Source organism: Candidatus Pelagibacter sp. PS_11 (assembly GCF_059417975.1).
On the sequence record NZ_CM182075.1, the window covers coordinates 470,768 to 489,618 of the forward strand.

General features: G+C 31.3%; 28 protein-coding genes. All 28 read left to right on the top strand.

Features of this window, described 5'->3' with window-relative positions:
• Positions 1-2 precede the first annotated feature (2 nt).
• The 28 genes from rpoC to rpsK all read left to right on the top strand — a co-directional run bounded on the left by rpoC (position 3) and on the right by rpsK (position 18,848).
• A complete protein-coding gene (gene rpoC, locus AC5SLT_RS02505) occupies positions 3-4,172 on the top strand; it encodes a DNA-directed RNA polymerase subunit beta' (RefSeq protein WP_006996806.1) in 4,170 nt (1,389 codons plus the stop codon).
• A 171-nt stretch (positions 4,173-4,343) separates the two neighbouring features.
• Positions 4,344-4,715, top strand: a complete 372-nt coding sequence (gene rpsL, locus AC5SLT_RS02510) for a 30S ribosomal protein S12 (RefSeq protein WP_006996807.1) — start codon at positions 4,344-4,346, stop codon at positions 4,713-4,715.
• 2 nt (positions 4,716-4,717) lie between these two features.
• Entirely contained in the window at positions 4,718-5,188 is a 471-nt protein-coding gene (gene rpsG, locus AC5SLT_RS02515) for a 30S ribosomal protein S7 (protein ID WP_006996808.1), read from the top strand.
• A 6-nt stretch (positions 5,189-5,194) separates the two neighbouring features.
• Positions 5,195-7,273, top strand: a complete 2,079-nt coding sequence (gene fusA, locus AC5SLT_RS02520) for an elongation factor G (protein ID WP_494592402.1) — start codon at positions 5,195-5,197, stop codon at positions 7,271-7,273.
• Positions 7,274-7,278: 5 nt separating this feature from the next.
• A complete protein-coding gene (gene rpsJ, locus AC5SLT_RS02525; protein WP_006996810.1) occupies positions 7,279-7,587 on the top strand; it encodes a 30S ribosomal protein S10 in 309 nt (102 codons plus the stop codon).
• A gap of 2 nt (positions 7,588-7,589) precedes the next feature.
• On the top strand, positions 7,590-8,300 hold the full coding sequence (gene rplC, locus AC5SLT_RS02530) for a 50S ribosomal protein L3 (protein ID WP_494592404.1): 711 nt from the start codon (positions 7,590-7,592) through the stop codon (positions 8,298-8,300).
• Positions 8,300-8,923: a 50S ribosomal protein L4 gene (gene rplD / locus AC5SLT_RS02535; protein ID WP_494592406.1), complete on the top strand. Its 624-nt coding sequence runs from the start codon at positions 8,300-8,302 to the stop codon at positions 8,921-8,923. Before rplC ends, rplD begins: the two co-directional genes overlap by 1 nt.
• Before the next feature lies 1 nt (position 8,924).
• Positions 8,925-9,218 (top strand): 50S ribosomal protein L23, encoded by a 294-nt coding sequence (gene rplW, locus AC5SLT_RS02540; protein ID WP_020169482.1) that lies wholly within the window; start codon positions 8,925-8,927, stop codon positions 9,216-9,218.
• A 2-nt stretch (positions 9,219-9,220) separates the two neighbouring features.
• On the top strand, positions 9,221-10,066 hold the full coding sequence (gene rplB, locus AC5SLT_RS02545; RefSeq protein WP_494592408.1) for a 50S ribosomal protein L2: 846 nt from the start codon (positions 9,221-9,223) through the stop codon (positions 10,064-10,066).
• A complete protein-coding gene (gene rpsS, locus AC5SLT_RS02550) occupies positions 10,066-10,359 on the top strand; it encodes a 30S ribosomal protein S19 (protein ID WP_494592410.1) in 294 nt (97 codons plus the stop codon). Before rplB ends, rpsS begins: the two co-directional genes overlap by 1 nt.
• Positions 10,360-10,361: 2 nt before the next feature.
• On the top strand, positions 10,362-10,760 hold the full coding sequence (gene rplV, locus AC5SLT_RS02555) for a 50S ribosomal protein L22 (protein WP_006996816.1): 399 nt from the start codon (positions 10,362-10,364) through the stop codon (positions 10,758-10,760).
• Positions 10,744-11,424, top strand: coding sequence for a 30S ribosomal protein S3 (rpsC, locus tag AC5SLT_RS02560; protein ID WP_011282155.1), 681 nt, complete (start codon positions 10,744-10,746; stop codon positions 11,422-11,424). The genes rplV and rpsC overlap by 17 nt, the downstream gene beginning before the upstream one ends.
• Before the next feature lie 2 nt (positions 11,425-11,426).
• Positions 11,427-11,837 (top strand): 50S ribosomal protein L16, encoded by a 411-nt coding sequence (gene rplP / locus AC5SLT_RS02565; RefSeq protein WP_006996818.1) that lies wholly within the window; start codon positions 11,427-11,429, stop codon positions 11,835-11,837.
• 1 nt (position 11,838) lies between these two features.
• Positions 11,839-12,030 carry a 50S ribosomal protein L29 gene (gene rpmC, locus AC5SLT_RS02570; RefSeq protein WP_006996819.1) on the top strand — a complete coding sequence of 64 codons (192 nt, stop codon included), beginning with the start codon at positions 11,839-11,841 and terminating at the stop codon, positions 12,028-12,030.
• Positions 12,023-12,259: a 30S ribosomal protein S17 gene (gene rpsQ, locus AC5SLT_RS02575; RefSeq protein ID WP_006996820.1), complete on the top strand. Its 237-nt coding sequence runs from the start codon at positions 12,023-12,025 to the stop codon at positions 12,257-12,259. Before rpmC ends, rpsQ begins: the two co-directional genes overlap by 8 nt.
• Positions 12,256-12,624, top strand: coding sequence for a 50S ribosomal protein L14 (gene rplN, locus AC5SLT_RS02580; protein WP_006996821.1), 369 nt, complete (start codon positions 12,256-12,258; stop codon positions 12,622-12,624). Before rpsQ ends, rplN begins: the two co-directional genes overlap by 4 nt.
• Positions 12,625-12,873, top strand: coding sequence for a 50S ribosomal protein L24 (gene rplX, locus AC5SLT_RS02585; protein WP_494592412.1), 249 nt, complete (start codon positions 12,625-12,627; stop codon positions 12,871-12,873). It abuts the gene before it with no gap.
• Positions 12,873-13,427: a 50S ribosomal protein L5 gene (rplE, locus tag AC5SLT_RS02590; RefSeq protein WP_494592413.1), complete on the top strand. Its 555-nt coding sequence runs from the start codon at positions 12,873-12,875 to the stop codon at positions 13,425-13,427. Before rplX ends, rplE begins: the two co-directional genes overlap by 1 nt.
• A gap of 2 nt (positions 13,428-13,429) precedes the next feature.
• Positions 13,430-13,735: a 30S ribosomal protein S14 gene (gene rpsN, locus AC5SLT_RS02595; RefSeq protein ID WP_006996824.1), complete on the top strand. Its 306-nt coding sequence runs from the start codon at positions 13,430-13,432 to the stop codon at positions 13,733-13,735.
• Between the two features lie 10 nt (positions 13,736-13,745).
• Positions 13,746-14,141 (top strand): 30S ribosomal protein S8, encoded by a 396-nt coding sequence (gene rpsH / locus AC5SLT_RS02600; RefSeq protein WP_006996825.1) that lies wholly within the window; start codon positions 13,746-13,748, stop codon positions 14,139-14,141.
• Positions 14,141-14,680 (top strand): 50S ribosomal protein L6, encoded by a 540-nt coding sequence (gene rplF / locus AC5SLT_RS02605; RefSeq protein WP_006996826.1) that lies wholly within the window; start codon positions 14,141-14,143, stop codon positions 14,678-14,680. Before rpsH ends, rplF begins: the two co-directional genes overlap by 1 nt.
• Positions 14,680-15,036, top strand: coding sequence for a 50S ribosomal protein L18 (gene rplR, locus AC5SLT_RS02610; RefSeq protein ID WP_006996827.1), 357 nt, complete (start codon positions 14,680-14,682; stop codon positions 15,034-15,036). Before rplF ends, rplR begins: the two co-directional genes overlap by 1 nt.
• 2 nt (positions 15,037-15,038) lie before the next feature.
• Positions 15,039-15,551, top strand: coding sequence for a 30S ribosomal protein S5 (rpsE, locus tag AC5SLT_RS02615; protein ID WP_006996828.1), 513 nt, complete (start codon positions 15,039-15,041; stop codon positions 15,549-15,551).
• On the top strand, positions 15,551-16,012 hold the full coding sequence (rplO, locus tag AC5SLT_RS02620) for a 50S ribosomal protein L15 (protein WP_006996829.1): 462 nt from the start codon (positions 15,551-15,553) through the stop codon (positions 16,010-16,012). Before rpsE ends, rplO begins: the two co-directional genes overlap by 1 nt.
• A gap of 10 nt (positions 16,013-16,022) precedes the next feature.
• Complete coding sequence (gene secY, locus AC5SLT_RS02625) at positions 16,023-17,303, top strand: preprotein translocase subunit SecY (protein ID WP_006996830.1); 1,281 nt, start codon at positions 16,023-16,025, stop codon at positions 17,301-17,303.
• A 4-nt stretch (positions 17,304-17,307) separates the two neighbouring features.
• A complete protein-coding gene (locus tag AC5SLT_RS02630) occupies positions 17,308-17,949 on the top strand; it encodes an adenylate kinase (RefSeq protein ID WP_494592415.1) in 642 nt (213 codons plus the stop codon).
• A 55-nt stretch (positions 17,950-18,004) separates the two neighbouring features.
• Complete coding sequence (gene rpsM, locus AC5SLT_RS02635) at positions 18,005-18,388, top strand: 30S ribosomal protein S13 (protein ID WP_006996832.1); 384 nt, start codon at positions 18,005-18,007, stop codon at positions 18,386-18,388.
• 7 nt (positions 18,389-18,395) lie between these two features.
• Positions 18,396-18,848 (top strand): 30S ribosomal protein S11, encoded by a 453-nt coding sequence (rpsK, locus tag AC5SLT_RS02640; protein WP_006996833.1) that lies wholly within the window; start codon positions 18,396-18,398, stop codon positions 18,846-18,848.
• Positions 18,849-18,851: the final 3 nt, after the last annotated feature.

The following is an 18,851-nucleotide window of genomic DNA, read 5'->3' on the forward strand; positions in this document are numbered from 1 at the left end:
ATATGAAAAAAGAATTAACAGATTTATTTAAAAATAGTGAAGTTTCGGAAGCACAAAATTTTAATAGCATTAAAATTACTTTAGCTAGCCCTGAAAAAATTAAATCTTGGACATATGGTGAAATTAAAAAACCTGAAACTATTAACTATAGAACTTTTAGACCAGAAAAAGATGGTTTGTTTTGTGCTAGAATTTTTGGACCTATAAAGGATTACGAATGTTTGTGCGGTAAGTACAAGCGTATGAAGTTTAGAGGAATTATTTGTGAAAAATGTGGAGTTGAGGTAACAAAATCTAATGTAAGAAGGGAGAGAATGGGTCACATAAACCTTGCTACTCCTGTTGCACACATTTGGTTTTTAAAATCTTTACCTAGTAGAATTTCTTTAGCTGTTGACATGAAGTTAAAAGAAGTTGAAAGAGTTCTTTATTTTGAAAACTTCATAGTTATTGAGCCTGGTTTAACCGGTCTTCAAAAAAATCAATTACTTAATGAAGAAGAATTAGCAAAATACCAAGACGAGTTTGGTGAAGAGTCTTTTGAAGCTGGAATTGGAGCTGAAGCAATTTTATCTATTCTTAAATCAATGGATCTTGAGCTTGAAAGAAAGCTTTTAATTAACACAATTAAAGAAACAAAATCAAAAGTTAATGAAGAAAGATCAATTAAAAGACTTAAATTGATCGAGTCATTTATTGAAACTGGTCAAAAGCCAGAATGGATGATTTTAACTGTAATACCAGTTATACCACCTGAATTAAGACCTTTAGTTCCATTAGATGGTGGACGATTTGCTACATCAGATCTTAATGATCTTTATAGAAGAGTTATAAACAGAAATAATCGTCTTAAGAGATTAATGGATTTAAAGGCTCCAGATATTATTGTTAGAAATGAGAAAAGAATGCTTCAAGAATCTGTTGATGCATTATTTGATAATGGTCGTAGAGGAAGAGTAATTACTGGAACCGGTAAACGTCCACTTAAATCTTTAGCAGAGATGCTTAAAGGTAAACAAGGTAGATTTAGACAAAACTTACTAGGAAAAAGAGTAGATTATTCAGGAAGATCTGTAATCGTTGTAGGGCCAGACCTTAAATTACATGAATGTGGTTTACCTAAGAAGATGGCTTTAGAATTATTTAAACCATTCTTGTATGCTAGATTAAATAAACTAGGATTAGCTTCTACAATCAAACAAGCAAAAAAATTAGTTGAAAAAGAAACTAATGCTGTTTGGGATGCACTAGAACTTATTGTAAGAGAACACCCAGTTTTATTAAACCGTGCACCTACACTTCACAGACTTGGGGTTCAAGCTTTTGAACCTAAGTTAATTGAAGGAGATGCAATTGAACTTCATCCTTTATGTTGTGCGGCCTTTAATGCTGACTTTGATGGTGACCAAATGGCTGTTCACGTACCTCTAAGTTTAGAAGCTCAACTAGAAGCAAGAATTTTAATGTTATCAACAAATAACATTTTAAGTCCATCAAACGGTAAACCTATAATAGTACCCAGTCAGGATATGATCTTAGGTCTTTACTATTTATCTCAAGCGCCTTTTCAAACTGAAAAGCCAGATGGTTACTTCATAAATAATGATGAAATTGAACATGCACTATCTACAGGTCAAATAAAAGTTCACTCTACTATTGTTTCTAGATTTGAAACATTAGATGAGAAGGGCAACAAAAGAGTTGAAAAACACACTACGACTGCTGGAAGATTCTTATTAGCTAACTTACTTCCAAAACATAAAGATATTACTTTTTCAATGATTGATAGATTGCTTCCTAAAAAAACTGTTTCAGAAATTATTGATAGTGTATTTAGATTTTGTGGTCAGAAAACTACTGTTATATTTTGCGATCATTTAAAAGATTTAGGTTTCAAACATGCATTTAAAGCTGGTATTTCTTTTGGTAAAGATGATTTGGTTATACCTGTAAATAAAGGACAACTAATTGAAGATACTAAAAAATTAATTGCAGATTATGAAAATCAATATTCAGAAGGTTTAATTACTAGAGGTGAAAAATATAACAAAGTTGTTGATGCTTGGTCAAAATGTACAGATAAAGTTGCTGGTGAAATGATGAGAGGTATTTCGGCTACGGAAAGTACTCCTGATGGCATGAAGATTAACTCAGTATTTATGATGGCAGATAGTGGAGCTAGAGGTTCAGCTGCGCAAATGAAACAGTTGGCTGGTATGAGAGGTCTTATTGCAAAACCATCTGGAGAAATTATCGAAACACCAATTATTTCTAATTTCAAAGAAGGTTTAACTGCCCTAGAATATTTTAACTCAACACACGGAGCCAGAAAAGGTTTAGCTGATACAGCCCTAAAAACTGCAAGCTCGGGTTATTTAACAAGAAGACTTTGTGACGTAGCTCAAGATCTTACTATATCTAAAATTAAGTGTGATAATCCAGGGTTTATTGAATTAGCAGAAATTTTGGAAGGTGGAAATGTTGTTGTTAGTTTATCAGAAAGAGCACTTGGAAGAGTTACAGCTTTCGATGTAAAAAATCCAATCACTGGCGAAGTAGTTATTAAAAAAGAAACAATGATTGATGAAGCTGGTTGCGATAAAATTGATGCAGCTGGTGTTAAATTTATCAAAGCTTATTCAGTTATGACTTGTAGCTCTAAACTTGGTGTTTGTGCTACTTGTTATGGAAGAGATTTATCTAGAGGAAAAATGGTTCATGTTGGTGAAGCAATTGGTATGATTTCAGCTCAATCGATTGGTGAACCAGGTACGCAATTAACAATGAGAACCTTCCACGTTGGTGGTACTGCTTCTGTTAAACAAGAATCTCAGATCGTAACAAAAACAGCTGGAACTTTAAAAATTATAAATTCTAACTTACTAGAAGATTCTAAGAAAAATTTAATTGTAATGGGAAGAAACACTCAATTATCAATTGAAGATAATAATGGAGTTCAAGTTGCTGTTTATAAAGTTGCTTACGGCTCGAAATTATTTTTCCAGAATGGTGATAAAGTAAAAGCAAATGAAAAGATTTGTGAATGGGATCCTTATACAACTCCAGTTATCGCAGAGAAAAGTGGTATAGCTGGTTATGTAGATTTAATTGATGGTGTTTCAATTCAAGAAACAACTGATGATGCAACAGGAATTTCATCTAAATCAGTTATTGATTGGAGAGCTCAATCTAAAAATACAGATTTGAAACCAAGAATTACTTTAAGAGATGATAAAGGTAATGTTATTAAAAAAGCTGACGATAATGAAGCCAGATATTATTTGGTTCCAGATTCAATTCTTTCAGTGAAAGATGGTCAAAAAATATTTGCTGGTGACATAATAGCTAGACTTCCAAAAGAAACTACTAAAACAAAAGATATTACTGGAGGATTACCTCGTGTTGCAGAATTATTTGAAGCTAGAAAAGCAAAAGATAGCGCAATAATTGCAGAAAATGATGGCCAAGTTTTATTTGGTAAAGAAGTTAGAGGAAAACAAAGAATTTCCATTCAACCAGATAATGGTGAACCTTCAAACTATCTAATTCCAAAAGGTAAACATATTAATTTTAACCAAGGTGAAAAAATAAAAAAAGGTGAGTATCTTTTAGATGGACAACCATTACCTCATGATATTTTAAGAATACTTGGTATAAAAGATTTAACAGAATACTTTGTTAATCAAGTACAAGAAGTTTATAGGTTACAAGGTGTAATTATTAACGACAAACATATCGAAACGATATTAAGACAAATGCTTAAAAAAGTTGAAATCAAAGAGTCAGGAGATTCGTCTTACTTACCAGGTGAAATGATTGACAGAATTAAGTTTGATAATACAAATGAAAAACTAGTTGCTGAAGGAAAGAATCCAGCATCTGGTGAAAGAGTTTTAATGGGTATTACTAAAGCTTCACTTCAAACTGAGTCATTTATTTCTGCTGCTTCATTCCAAGAAACTACTAGAGTTTTAACTGATGCTGCAATTAAAGGTAAAGTTGACCCATTAAATGGCTTAAAAGAGAACGTTATTGTAGGTAGATTAGTTCCAGCTGGAACAGGTCACATTAAGAATAAATGGAACAAGAATGCCATTGATGCTGATAATAAATTCTTAGCTGAGCAAGAGAAAATTGAGCCTTTAGAGACTACAGAAACTCCAGCAAATTAATAAAAAAAACACGTTTAACTTGTAGTTTTAGTTTGACAATCAGAGATTTAATAGTATTTTGACGCTGTTTTTGGTTGGAATGTAGTACCTACTTTACGGAACTAAACGCTGCCACAAAATAACCTGTCAGTTATTTTCACTCAAAAATATATTAATTAATTAAAAAAAATTATGCCAACTATTAACCAGTTGTTAAGAAAAAAAAGAATTAAACCTGTTGCTAGGAATAAAGTTCCTGCACTTCAGAAACAACCTTTGAAGAGAGGCGTTTGTGTAAAAGTTTACACAACAACTCCTAAAAAACCCAACTCAGCATTAAGAAAAGTTGCTAGAGTTAGACTATCAAATGGTTTTGAAGTTACAGCTTATATTGGTGGTGAAGGTCATAATTTACAAGAACACTCAGTTGTTTTAATTAGGGGCGGTCGTGTAAAAGATTTACCTGGTGTTCGTTATCATATCCTTAGAGGAAACCTAGACACACAAGGTGTTGCAAATAGAAAGAAACGTAGATCTTTGTATGGAACTAAAAAAGGTAAATAATTATGTCTAGAAAAAAAACACAACCCAAAAAAGTTGTTACTCCAGACCCAATATTTAATTCTACAATAATCCCTAAATTAATTAACTCAATAATGTACGACGGCAAAAAAGTAGTTGCTGAAAAAATTGTCTATGAAGCTATAGAAAAAATAAAATCAAAAACAAAAGAAGAGCCCATTAATGTTTTTAATGAAGCAATAAATAATATTAAACCAACTGTAGAAGTTAGATCTAGAAGAGTAGGTGGTGCAACTTATCAAGTTCCTGTTGAAGTTAAAACTAAACGTGCACAAGCACTAGCAATTAGATGGTTAGTTGATGCTTCTAGAAAAAGAAAAGACAAACATATGTCAGATAAAATTTTTAACGAACTGTATGATGCTTATGAAAAAAAAGGTTCTGCAGTTAAAAAAAGAGAAGATGTACATAAAATGGCAGAATCAAATAAAGCTTTTGCTCATTTTAGGTGGTAATAAATTATGGCTAGAACACATACATTAAATAAGTACAGAAACATTGGTATCATGGCCCATATTGATGCTGGTAAAACCACTACGACCGAAAGAATTTTATATTACACAGGAAAAAGTCATAAAATTGGTGAAGTACATGATGGTGCTGCAACAATGGATTGGATGGAACAAGAGCAAGAAAGAGGTATTACAATTACATCAGCAGCAACAACTTGTTTCTGGAACGATCATAGAATTAATATTATTGATACCCCTGGCCACGTAGATTTTACCATTGAAGTTGAGAGATCACTTAAAGTTTTAGATGGTGCTGTTTGTGTTTTTGATGGTGTTGCAGGTGTAGAACCTCAATCAGAAACAGTTTGGAGACAAGCTGACAAGTATAAGGTTCCTAGAATATGTTTTGTTAATAAATTAGATAGAACAGGTGCTGATTTCTATAGATGTGTTGAAATGATTAAAGATAGACTGGGTTGCACACCTCTACCCATTCAAATTCCTATCGGAATTGAAGCAGATTTAGTGGGTGTTGTTGATTTAGTAAAAATGAAAGCTCAAGTTTGGAAAAATGAAGCTCTAGGAGCAGAATGGGAATACAAAGAAATACCAGACGATTTAAAAGAGCTTGCTCAAAAATATAGAACAGAATTAGTAGAGTTAGCTGTAGAGCAAGATGAGAAACTGATGGAAGCTTATTTAAATGGAGAAGAAATTAAAGAAGAAGATTTGATTAAATGCATTAGAAAAGGAACATTAAATTTTACTTTTGTTCCAATAACTACCGGTTCTGCTTTTAAAAATAAAGGTGTGCAACCATTGCTTGATGCAACAATTAACTATCTTCCAAGTCCAATCGATATTGGATCTATTAAAGGTACAAAACCTGGTTCTGAAGATGAAATTGATATGAAATTTGACGATAAAGAAGCTTTTTCTGCGTTAGCTTTTAAAGTTGCTAACGATCCATTTGTTGGATCTCTTACTTTTATTAGAATTTATTCTGGTACAATTAAAACTGGTACAGCTGTCTACAACACATCAAAAGACAAAGAGGAGAGAGTTGGTAGAATGTTATTAATGCATGCAAACTCTAGAGAAGATATTAAAGAGGCTAATGCTGGTGATATAGTTGCTCTGGCCGGCCTTAAATATACTATTACAGGGCACACATTATGTGATGAAAATAATCCTGTATTACTTGAACCAATGGAATTCCCTGAACCAGTAATAGAAATTGCAGTTGAACCCAAAACAAAAGCTGACCAAGAAAAAATGGGTGAAGCACTTGGTAGATTAGCAGCTGAAGATCCTTCATTTAGAGTTACCTCTGATGAAGAGTCAGGACAAACTATTATTAAAGGTATGGGAGAATTACACCTAGATATTATCGTTGATAGAATGAAAAGAGAATTCAAAGTAGAAGCAAATGTAGGAGCCCCTCAAGTTGCTTATAGAGAAACTTTACAAAATACTTCTGAATTTGAGTACACTCACAAAAAACAAAGTGGTGGTGCTGGACAGTTTGCAAAAGTTAAGCTTTTAGTTGAACCGCAAGAACCTGGCTCTGGAAGATTAGTTGAAAGTAAAATTAAAGGTGGGGCCATCCCAAAAGAATTTATCCCAGGTGTTGAAAAAGGAATTGAAACAATTTCAGATGGTGGAATTCTAGCTGGATTTCCTATGATTGATTATAAAGTAACAATACTAGATGGTTTACATCATGATGTTGACTCAAGTGTCTTAGCTTTTGAGTTAGCAGGAAGAGCTTGTTTTAAAGAAGCTTGCACAAGAGGAACATTAAAATTATTAGAACCAGTAATGAGAGTTGAAGTTGTTACACCTGAAGATTACATGGGAGATGTTATTGGAGACTTAAACAGCAGAAGAGGACAAATTAGTACTCAAGAGCAAAGAGGGAACGCAACTGTTATCACTGCGATGGTTCCTTTAGCTAATATGTTTGGTTATATAAATAGTTTAAGATCAATGTCTCAAGGTAGAGCTCAATATTCTATGTTTTTTGACCATTATTCTAAAGTCCCACAAAATGTTCAGGATGAAGTAACTAAAAAGATTGCAGGCTAATCATTATGGAAAAACAAAATATAAGAATTAAATTAAGAGCATACGACAATAAGATTCTAGATGCCTCTACAGAAGAAATTGTAAATACTGTAAAAAGAACAGGTGCCACGATAAAAGGACCAATACCTTTACCAACTAGAATTGAAAGATACACCGTTTTAAAAGGTCCTCACATTGATAAAAAAAGTAGAGAGCAATTTGAAACAAGAACACACAAAAGATTAATAGATATTATAGAGCCAACACCTCAAACTGTTGAAGCTTTAATGAAACTTGATTTAGCATCAGGTGTTGATGTGGAGATAAAAATTTAATTATGAGTGAAATTGCATTAGTTGGAAAAAAAATTGGTATGACTAGAGAGTTCTATAAAACAGGGCGTTTAGTTCCAGTAACTGTTATTAAAATGGAAAAGGCTAGAGTGATCCAAGTTATTGATAAAGAAAAACGTGGATATAAAGCTGTGCAACTAGGGTTTGGTAAAATTAAAGCATCTAAACTTACAAAAGCAATGAAAGGCTTTTATGCAAAGAAAAATACAGAAGCTAAGAAAAAATTAAAAGAATTTAGAGTTCAAGATACAGAGTTATACAAAGAAGGTAACGAATTTGGTCTTGAAATATTTAATGAAGTTAAGTTTGTTGATACAACTTCAAAAACTATTGGTAAAGGTTTTGCAGGTGCCATGAAGAGACACAATTTTGGTGGATTAAGAGCTACACACGGTGTTTCTGTATCACATAGATCTCATGGATCTACTGGACAAAGACAAGATCCTGGTAAAGTCTTTAAAGGTAAAAAAATGGCTGGTCATATGGGTGATAGAGTTAGAACTATGCAAAACTTAGAGATCATTAAGACAGATATTGAAAATGAATTGTTATATTTAAAAGGATCAATTCCTGGTTCAAAAAATACTGAAATCTTAGTTAAAAAGTCAGTAAAAGTTATAAACAAAATGACTATTAATGAAAAAATTGCTGCTGCTGAAGAAGCTAAAAAAACACCAGATAAAAAGAAAAAATAATGAAAATTGATAAATTAAACTTAGACGGTAAAAAAGATTCAATTGTAGTTTTAGATAAAATTTTCTCTGCTAAAATTAATAAAAGATTGGTTGATAACGTATTATATAAAACTAATGCTAATTACAAAGGCAGACACGCAAAAACTAAACAACAAAATGAGATTACTGGATCTACATCAAAAATTTACGCTCAAAAAGGTACTGGTGGAGCTAGACACGCAAGTAGAAAAGCACCTATTTTTGTTGGTGGTGGTGTAGCACATGGACCTAAAGGTGAACTGGCATACAAAAAAAGAAAATTAAATAAAAGTGAAAAAAAACTAAGTATAGCTTCACTAATTACTGAGAAGAATAAACTTAATAATTTAATAATTTTTAGTGATTTTGGAAATGAGATTAAAAAAACTAAAGAAATGCATTCAATTATTAAAAAATTTGAAATTACAAATTCATTAATAATTTTAGATAAATCATCTAAAGAGAAAATTGAAAAGTCAGCTAGAAATATTCCAAACGTTAAAGTTACGGATATTAATCATTTCAGTGCATTTGATATTATAAAGTTTAAAAAAGTAGTTTTTACAGAAAGTTCAATTAAAGAACTAGAAAAGAGATATTCTTAAAATGGATAAAATACATTTATACGATAAAATTCTATCACCAATGGTTACTGAGAAAACTACTAACTTGTCAGAACAAAATAAAATTGTTTTTAAAGTACCTAGAGCTGCCAATAAAACTAATTTGAAGAAAAATATTGAAAAGATTTTTAAAGTTAATGTTACGAAGATAAATATTATCAATAAACAAAATCGAACTAAAGTAACTAGGGGTAAAAAAGTTAATGTTCAAGGTTACAAAAAAGCAATAATAACACTTAAAAAGGGTCAAAGTATTGATCTAACATCTGGAATTTAAAAATGGTATTAAAAACATTCAAACCGTATACAAAATCAACAAGAGGAACAATCTTAGTTGATAGAGCTGGTCTTTGGAAAGGCAAGCCATTTAAGGCCTTAGTTGAGCCAAAAAATTCAATGCGTGGAAGAAATAATAATGGACACATAACTTCTCGTAATATGTCGGGCGGTGGGCACAAGAAAATGTATAGGTTGGTTGATTTCTACAGAAAGAAAATCGACATGCCAGGTACTGTCGAAAGAATTGAATATGATCCAAATAGATCTTGCTACATCATGTTAGTTAAGTTTGATGATGGACAACATTTTTACTATTTAGCTCCTCAAAAAATTAAAGTAGGTGATAAAGTTGAAAATGGATCGGAAAAAGAAATTAAAGTTGGAAACTGTATGCCACTTAGAGATATTCCTGTAGGTATCAATATCCATAATGTAGAGCTAAAACCTGGAGCTGGTGGAAAAATAGCTAGATCTGCTGGTACATCAGTTACTATCAGTGGATTAGATGGAAACTACTCATTAATTAAAATGACCTCTGGAGAAGTTAGAAAAATTGACTCAAGATGCATGGCAACAATTGGCGTGCTTTCAAACCCAGATCAAAAAAACATTAAGATTGGTAAAGCTGGAAGATCAAGATGGCTTGGTAGAAGACCTCATACTAGAGGAGTTGTGATGAATCCTGTTGATCACCCACACGGAGGTGGTGAAGGTAAAACTGCAGGTGGAAGACATCCAGTATCTCCAACAGGTCAATCTGCAAAAGGATTAAAAACTAGAGACAATAAGAGCACAGATAAATTTATAGTTAAAAGAAGAAACAACAGGAAGGATTCTAAAAAATAATGGCTAGATCAGTATGGAAAGGACCTTTTGTTGAAGAGAGCTTGATTAAAAAAGTTGAAAAACAAAAATTAGATCCAAAAAAAATGCCTATTAAAACGTGGTCAAGAAAATCAACAATTATTCCTGAGTTTATAGGGGTTGGTTTTTTGATTTATAATGGAAAAAAATTCATTCCAGTTACTATATCTGAAGATATGGTGGGTCATAAATTAGGTGAATTTTCTCCAACTAGAACATTTTTTGGACATACACCAGCTGAAAAAAAAGGAAAACCAGCTGAGAAGAAAAAATAATTATGAATAAAAAAAAGAAAATTAACAGAACTAAAGTAGATACAGTTAGATCTGTGAATAATAATATTAGATCTAGTGTTAGAAAACTTAACCCAATACTTAAAGCAATTGTTGGAAAAAAAGTTGATGTGGCTATTAGAGAGCTTCAATTTTCTGCAAAAAGAATTACTAGAGAAATAAGAAAAACAGTTTCATCAGCTGTTGCTAACGCTGAAAATAACAATCAATACGACATAGATAAACTAATTGTTAAAGAAGCATACTGTGGGAAAAAAGTTGTTATGAAAAGATTTAGACCAAGAGCAAAAGGTAGAGCTGCACCAATTTTAAAACCTTATTCAACTATTACAATTATATTATCAGAAGCAAAACAAATGGAGAGTCATGGGTCAAAAAGTTAATCCAGTTGGTTTCAGACTAGGTGTAAACAGAGGTTGGGATTCTGTCTGGTATGCAAAAAAGAAAGATTTTGGAAATTATCTTATCGAAGATTTTAAGATCAGAGCATATATCAAGAAAAACGTTGTTAACTCTGGTGTATCTAAAGTTATGATAGAGAGAACCTCTAATAAATGTTTTGTTACTATTTACACATCAAGACCAGGATTTGTAATTGGAAAGAAAGGTAGCGATATTGATAAAATAAAAAACAATTTATCTAAATTTACTAACAATGAAGTAACACTTAATATTAAAGAAGTTAAAAAGCCGGAAACTAATGCTTATTTAGTTGCTGAAAATATAGCACAACAATTAGTTAAAAGAATATCATATAGAAGAGCCATGAAGAGAGCTATGCAATCATGTTTAAGACTTGGTGCAAAAGGCATTAAAGTTTCTATTAGTGGTAGACTAGGTGGAAATGAAATAGCTAGAACTGAATGGTTAAGAGAAGGAAGTATACCATCACATACTTTAAGAGCAGATATTGACTATGCAGAAGCTGAAGCATTAACAACATTTGGTATTATTGGAATAAAAATTTGGATTTATAAAGGTGAAGTATTCGCTAAAGAATTTAGCCAAGAAACTAACAAGATAGTTCCAAAAGAGGTTAAAGAATAATTATGTTACAGCCAGTTAGAACAAAATACAGAAAAGCACATAAAGGAAGAATTCATGGAACAGCTACACGTGCTAGCAAGATTAACTATGGATCTTTTGCATTAAAAGCTATGGCGCCAGAGAGAATTATAGGAAAACAAATAGAAGCTGCTAGAGTTGCTTTAACAAGACACATGAAAAGACAGGGACGTGTTTGGACAAGAATCTTTCCAAATATACCTGTTTCAAAAAAACCTGTTGAAGTACGTATGGGTAAAGGTAAAGGAGCTCCTGAATATTGGGCTTGTAGAGTAAAGCCAGGTAGAATTTTATTTGAAATTGATGGTGTTTCAGAAACAATAGCAAAAGAAGCACTTTATAAGGCTTCAGCTAAACTACCTATAAAAACAAAATTTATTAAGAGATTTGCATAATATGAAAAAACAAGAAATTAAAAAATTATCTAAGGACGAAGTTATCAAAAATATTGATAAATTAAAAAAAGATTTATTTAACTTTAGATTTCAAAAAATTAATTCACAAGTTACAGATCCATCTAAAATTGGACAAACTAAAAAAACTATAGCTAGATTAAAAACTACACTAAAAGGAAAATTAAATGCCTAAAAAAATATTAACAGGAGTAGTAACAAGCGATAAACCAAACAAAACTATAACTGTATCTGTTGAAAGAAAATATTCACACCCAGTATTAAAAAAAGTAGTTAAAGTTAGAAAAAAATATAACGCTCACGATGAAAATAATAAATTTAAAACTGGAGACACAGTGTCAATAATTGAGTGTAAGCCTTTTTCTAAGAATAAAAAATTTCAAGTAATGGATGGATCTAAATGATACAAGTACAAACTGAATTATTAGTAGCTGATAACACTGGTGCAAAAAGAATAGAATGCATTAAAGTTTTAGGTGGCTCTAAACGTAGATACGCAAGTATTGGTGATACTATCGTTATCGCAGTTAAAGAGGCATTACCTAAAGGAAAAGTTAAAAAAGGTTCTGTTCATAAAGCTGTTGTAGTTAGAGTTAAAAAGGGAATTCATAGGGAAGATGGATCTAAAGTTAGATTTGATAATAATGCAGCTGTTTTAGTTGATGATAAAGGTGAACCAGTGGGGACTAGGATTTTTGGTCCAGTAACAAGAGAATTAAGAAGTAGAGGTCAAATGAAAATAATTTCATTGGCTCCAGAGGTTTTATAAATGATTAAAAAAGGATTAAAAGTTAGAGTTTTAACTGGAAGAGATAAAAAAAAAGAGGGTGAGGTTATTGAAATCGATAGACCTAATAACAGAGCAAAAGTTCAAGGAATTAATATTGTGAAAAAACATGTTAAAACTTCAAAAGAAAAAAAAGGTGGAATAGTCTCTAAAGAGAGCTTCATCCACATTTCAAACCTTAAACTTATTGACGAAAAAGCTAAAACAAAAAAAACTGAGGCTAAGAAATAATGATACCTAGATTAAAAGAACTTTATTACAAAGAAATCCAACCACAGCTTAAAGAAACCCTTGGATATAAAAATACCTATATGGGGCCAAAAGTTGAAAAAGTTGTTATTAACATGGGTCTTGGTCTTGATGGTGCTGATGCAAAAATTATGAAATCTACTGAAGAAGATTTAGGGAAAATTACAGGTCAAAAACCAACTGTGACTAAATTTAAAAAATCAGTAGCAAATTTTAAAACAAGAAAAGGTACAAACGCTGGTTTAAAAGTTACTTTAAGAGGTAACAAAATGTATGAATTTTTAGATAGACTTGTAAATATTGCTTTACCAAGAATTAAAGACTTTAGAGGCTTATCAACCAAGGGATTTGATAAGTTTGGTAATTATACGTTTGGCATAAAAGAACATATAATTTTTCCAGAAGTTAATTTTGATAGAATTGATAAGATTAGAGGTCTTGATGTTGTAGTTGTGATCTCTGCTTTAAATAAAGATCATAGTTTTGCTCTTTTAGAAAAACTAAATTTTCCATTTATTAAAAAAGGAGACAATTAAGAATGGCTAAAGTAAGCGCAGTAAATAAAAATAATAAAAGAATTAAACTTTCAGATAGGCTTTTCAAAAAAAGACAAGCATTAAAGAAAATTGTAATGGATAAAAAAATATCATTAGAAGAAAGATTTAAAGCACAGCAAAAGCTTTCAAATTTACCTCGTAATTCTGCAAAAAACAGAGTTATGAATAGATGCCAAATTACTGGAAGACCACACGGTGTTTACAGAAAATTAAAAATATCAAGAATAGCCTTAAGAGACTTGGGACTGCATGGATTAATTCCTGGCATGACTAAGTCGAGTTGGTAGAAAGGACAATATGAGTTTAAGTGACCCAATAGGGGATATGATCGCAAGAATAAAAAATGCACAAGTGAGAAATCACAAGAAAGTAGCATTACCTTCTTCTAACTTTAAAGTTAAGATTGCAGATATTCTTAAAAGTGAAGGATTTATAAAAGACTATAAAATTGAAACTGAAAATAATAAGCCTACATTGTCAGTTGACTTAAAATATTATTCTGGAAATCCAGTAATTAGTACTTTTGAGAGAGTATCTAAGCCTGGTAGAAGAATATTTTCAAGTGCTGATAGTTTGCCAAAAATTAATGGTGGACTAGGAATAGCTATTGTATCAACACCAAAAGGTGTAATGACTGATATTGAAGCTAGAAAACAAAAAGTTGGTGGCGAAATAATCTGTAAGGTATTTTAATGTCTAAAATTGGTAAAATAAGTATTTCAATCCCTGAAAAAGTTAAAGCAGTGCTTTCTGGTAGTGTTCTTAACATTGAGGGACCTTTAGGTAAAAAATCACTTAATATTGATCTTGAAATGTTTAATCTTGATGTTACCGAAGGAAAAGAAATATCTATCAGCCCTAAAGTAAAGGATCAAAACTCAAAACGATTATGGGGCATGAATAGAAGCTTAATCAATAATGCTGTTATTGGGTCAAGTACTGGCTATGAAAAAATTCTTGAGCTTGTTGGAGTGGGTTACAGAGCTGCATTAAAAGATAAACAGTTAAATTTGCAATTAGGTTATAGCCACGATATTAATTTTGATATTCCTGAAGGAATTAAAATTGTTGTTGAAAAACAGACGGTAGTTAAAGTTAGTGGATCTGATAAACAGCAAGTAGGTATGGTTGTTTCAAAAATCAAAGCTTTTAGAAAACCAGAGCCATATAAAGGCAAAGGTATTAGAGAGCAAGGTCAATACATTCTAAGAAAAGAAGGGAAGAAGAAATAATGAAATTAAATACCATCCAAAGAAAAAAATTTAGAGTAACTGGTAAATTAAAAAAAGTTGCATCATCTGATAGATTAAGACTTAGCATATCAAGATCTGCAAAAAATATTTCAGCTCAAATTATTGATGATGTTAAAAACATTACTTTAGTGTCATGTTCTTCTGTTGAAAAAGACATTCGTTCTATGGACAAAGTAAATAAAACAGAAATTTCTAAAATAGTAGCGGAGAAACTTGCAAAGAAAGCCCAAGAAAAGAAAATATCAAAAATATTTTTTGATAGAGGTATATACAAATACCACGGCAGAGTTAAAGTTTTTGCTGAAACACTACGTAAAAATGGAATGGAATTTTAATTATGGATTTTAAAGACAAAAAAGACGACGGTATTTTAGAAAAATTAGTTCACATCAACAGAATTACAAAAGTAGTTAAAGGTGGTCGTAGATTTGGTTTTTCAGCTTTAGTTGTAGTTGGTAATCAAGCAGGTAAAATTGGAGTAGCACATGCTAAAGCCAAACAGGTGCCTGATGCAATTAAAAAAGCCAATGAAACAGCAAGAAGAGTTTTAATCCATGTGCCGCTAAGAGAAGGTAGAACTATTCATCATGATGTTTATGGTAAAGATGGTGCTGGTAAAATTATTTTAAGATCTGCTCCTAAGGGAACAGGTATTATTGCAGGAGGTCCTGTAAGAGCAGTTTGTGAAGTTTTAGGAATTAAAGATATAGTTGCTAAATCAATGGGTACATCAAACCCTCACAATATGATAAGAGCGACGATGAAAGCTCTTTCAAAACAAAATTCACCAAAGCATATTGCAACAATTAGAAATAAAAAAATTTCTGATGTAATCGAAAAAAGAGGATAATGACTACATTAAATACTACAGGAAAAGTTTTATACAAAAAAAAGATGAGAGTCGGTAGAGGTATCGGTTCTGGAAAAGGAAAAACATCTGGCAGAGGTGTTAAAGGTCAAAAATCTAGATCTGGTGTTGCTATTAAAGCTTTTGAAGGTGGTCAAATGCCTTTATATAGAAGATTACCTAAAAGAGGCTTTAATGCAATTAAGAGATACCAAGCTGTTATTGCAATAATGAACTTGGAAAAAATTCAAACTTTTATAACTGAAAAAACAATTAATTCTGGCGATGTTATTAATATGGCATTACTTAAAAAACTTAAATTGATCAATAAAAATTCACAAAAATTAAAGATACTAGGTACAGGTGAAATTAAAGATAAAGTTAATATCGAAGCTGACTTAATCTCTAAATCTGCTGTAGAAAAATTAGAGAAAGCTGGCGGAACAATACAATTAAAAAAATAATTAAGATATTATGAGCTCTTCTTCTCAAACTAATGATCTTAAAAATCGTATAATCTTTACAATATTTATCTTAGCAGTTTATAGATTTGGTACTTTTGTGCCAATTCCAGGCATTGACCCTGAGCAATTACAAACAATGATGAGTGGTAATCAAAAAGGATTACTTGGAATGTTCAATGTTTTTTCAGGCGGAGCTGTAAGTAGAATGGCTATATTCGCACTTGGAATTATGCCTTATATTTCATCTTCAATCATAGTTCAGTTATTAACTGGCGTATCTGATTATTTTAAAAATTTAAAGGCACAAGGTGAAACCGGAAGAGCAAAAATAACTCAAATCACAAGATATGGAACTGTAATTCTTGCTACTATTCAGGGTTACGGATTATCTATAGGTTTACAATCTTCTGCTGACTTAGTTATTAATCCAGGCTTATTTTTTACTATAACAGCGGTATCAACCATTGTTGCTGGTACAATGTTTTTAATGTGGCTTGGTGAACAAATAACACAAAGAGGTATCGGTAATGGTATTTCGTTGATTATTTTTGCTGGTATTGTTGCTGAAATTCCACGTGCTTTAGTGACTACATTCGAGTTGGGTAGAACGGGCGCTGTATCTACAATTATGATTATTGGAATTTTTGTATTATTAGTCGCAACAATTATGTTCATTGTTTTCATGGAAAGAGCATTAAGAAAAATTTTAATAAATTACCCTAAAAGACAAATGGGAAATAAAATGTACGGTGGTGAATCTTCTCATTTACCTTTAAAAATTAACCAAGCCGGTGTTATTCCAGCAATCTTTGCTTCAGCTTTATTATTATTGCCTGTTACCTTTTCTAATTTTAGTTTTTCAGACAATGATACATTCTTAAATTTAAGTTCATACTTTACACAAGGACAACCCCTTTACATGTTGCTTTATGCTTCTGGAATAATATTTTTTACTTTTTTCTACACATCCATAACATTTAATCCAACTGAGACTGCTGATAATTTAAGAAAATATGGTGGTTTTGTACCTGGGATTAGACCAGGTGAAAATACAGCTTTGTATATTGAAAAAATTGTGACAAAACTTACGACAATTGGGGCATTGTATTTAACAATAGTTTGTTTAATGCCAGAATTTCTAATTGCTAATTATCCAATACCCTTTTATTTAGGCGGGACTTCAATCTTGATTGTTGTTGTAGTTGCAATTGATACCGTTACACAAATCCAAACTAGATTAATGAGCTCTCAATATGAGCAATTAATTAAAAAAACAAAATTCGGAAAATAATTAAGTGAATATAATTCTTTTTGGTCCTCCAGGAGCGGGTAAGGGGACTCAAGCTCAATCTATTGTTAAAAAACATAATTACTTCCAACTATCAACAGGAAATCTATTAAGAGATGAAGTTAAATCTAAAACTGATCTTGGAGTGGATATAGAAAAGCTAATATCTAATGGCAAATTTGTTTCAGATGAGATCGTAAATACTTTATTAAGACAATCTTTAACTAATTTAAAATATAGAGATAGAATTATTTTTGACGGCTATCCAAGAAATGTTGAACAAGCTATTAATTTAGAAGTTTTATTAAATGAGTTTAACCAAACAATAGGACATACTATATTTTTAAATGTATCAAGAGACATTATTGAAAAACGTATTATGGGCAGAATGACCTGTGAAAAATGTAATATGACGTTAAATGAATATTTTAATAAGGAACAAATAGAGCTTCATCCTTGTGGTGTTGAACACTTAAAGAAAAGAAAAGATGACAATCTTGAAATTGTTATTTCTAGATATGACACTTATATGTATTCAACAAAACCAGTGTTAGATTTCTATTCAAAAAATTCAAATTTCACTGAAATTGATGGAGCAGGTGAAATTGATCAAATAACCAATAAAATTAATGAAATTCTTAAGGTTTAAGACGTTGACTTTGGAACATCTTCTTATATAAAAGGCTAAATTTATTCTCAAAAATATGGCTCGTATAGCAGGTGTAAACATTCCGCAAAACAAACTTGTCCACATAGGACTAACGTACATCTATGGTATTGGTAATAAATTTTCTAGCCAAATTTGTACTTCTTTAGAAATTCCTAAAGCAAAAAGAATAAATGAACTTACCGACGAAGATATTTTAAAAATTAGAGAATACATTGATGCAAATTTTAAAGTCGAAGGTGATCTTAGAAGAGATTACTCTTTAACTATTAAAAGATTAATTGACCTTGCTTGCTACAGGGGATCTAGACATAGAAAAAAACTTCCTGTTAGAGGACAAAGAACAAGATGTAATGCAAGAACAAGAAAAGGTAAAGCAATAGCAATTGCTGGTAAAAAATTAACTCCACTTAAAAAATAATTAATTTATGGCTAAAGTAGATAAAGTTGAGAATAAAGATGCTGTTGTAGAAAAAAAAGTAGATAAAAAATCTAAGAAAAGTTCTTATTCCAAAAAAAAGAAAATAAAAAAAAATATTCTTAATGGTATTGCTTATGTACAGTCTACTTTTAACAATACAATAATTTCAATTGCAGATACTAATGGAAATGTAATTTCTTGGGCATCCGCTGGACAAAAAGGTTTTAAAGGTTCAAGAAAATCAACACCTTATGCTGCACAAATTGCTGCAGATTCTGCTGCATCTAAAGCTTTAGAGTATGGAATGAAAACTTTGTCAGTTGAGGTTAAAGGACCTGGTTCAGGAAGAGAAACCGCATTAAGAGCTTTACAAGCGAGAGGATTTAAGATTCTTTCAATAAAAGATACAACACCAATGCCACATAACGGCGTAAGACCACCAAAAAAAAGGAGAGTTTAATAA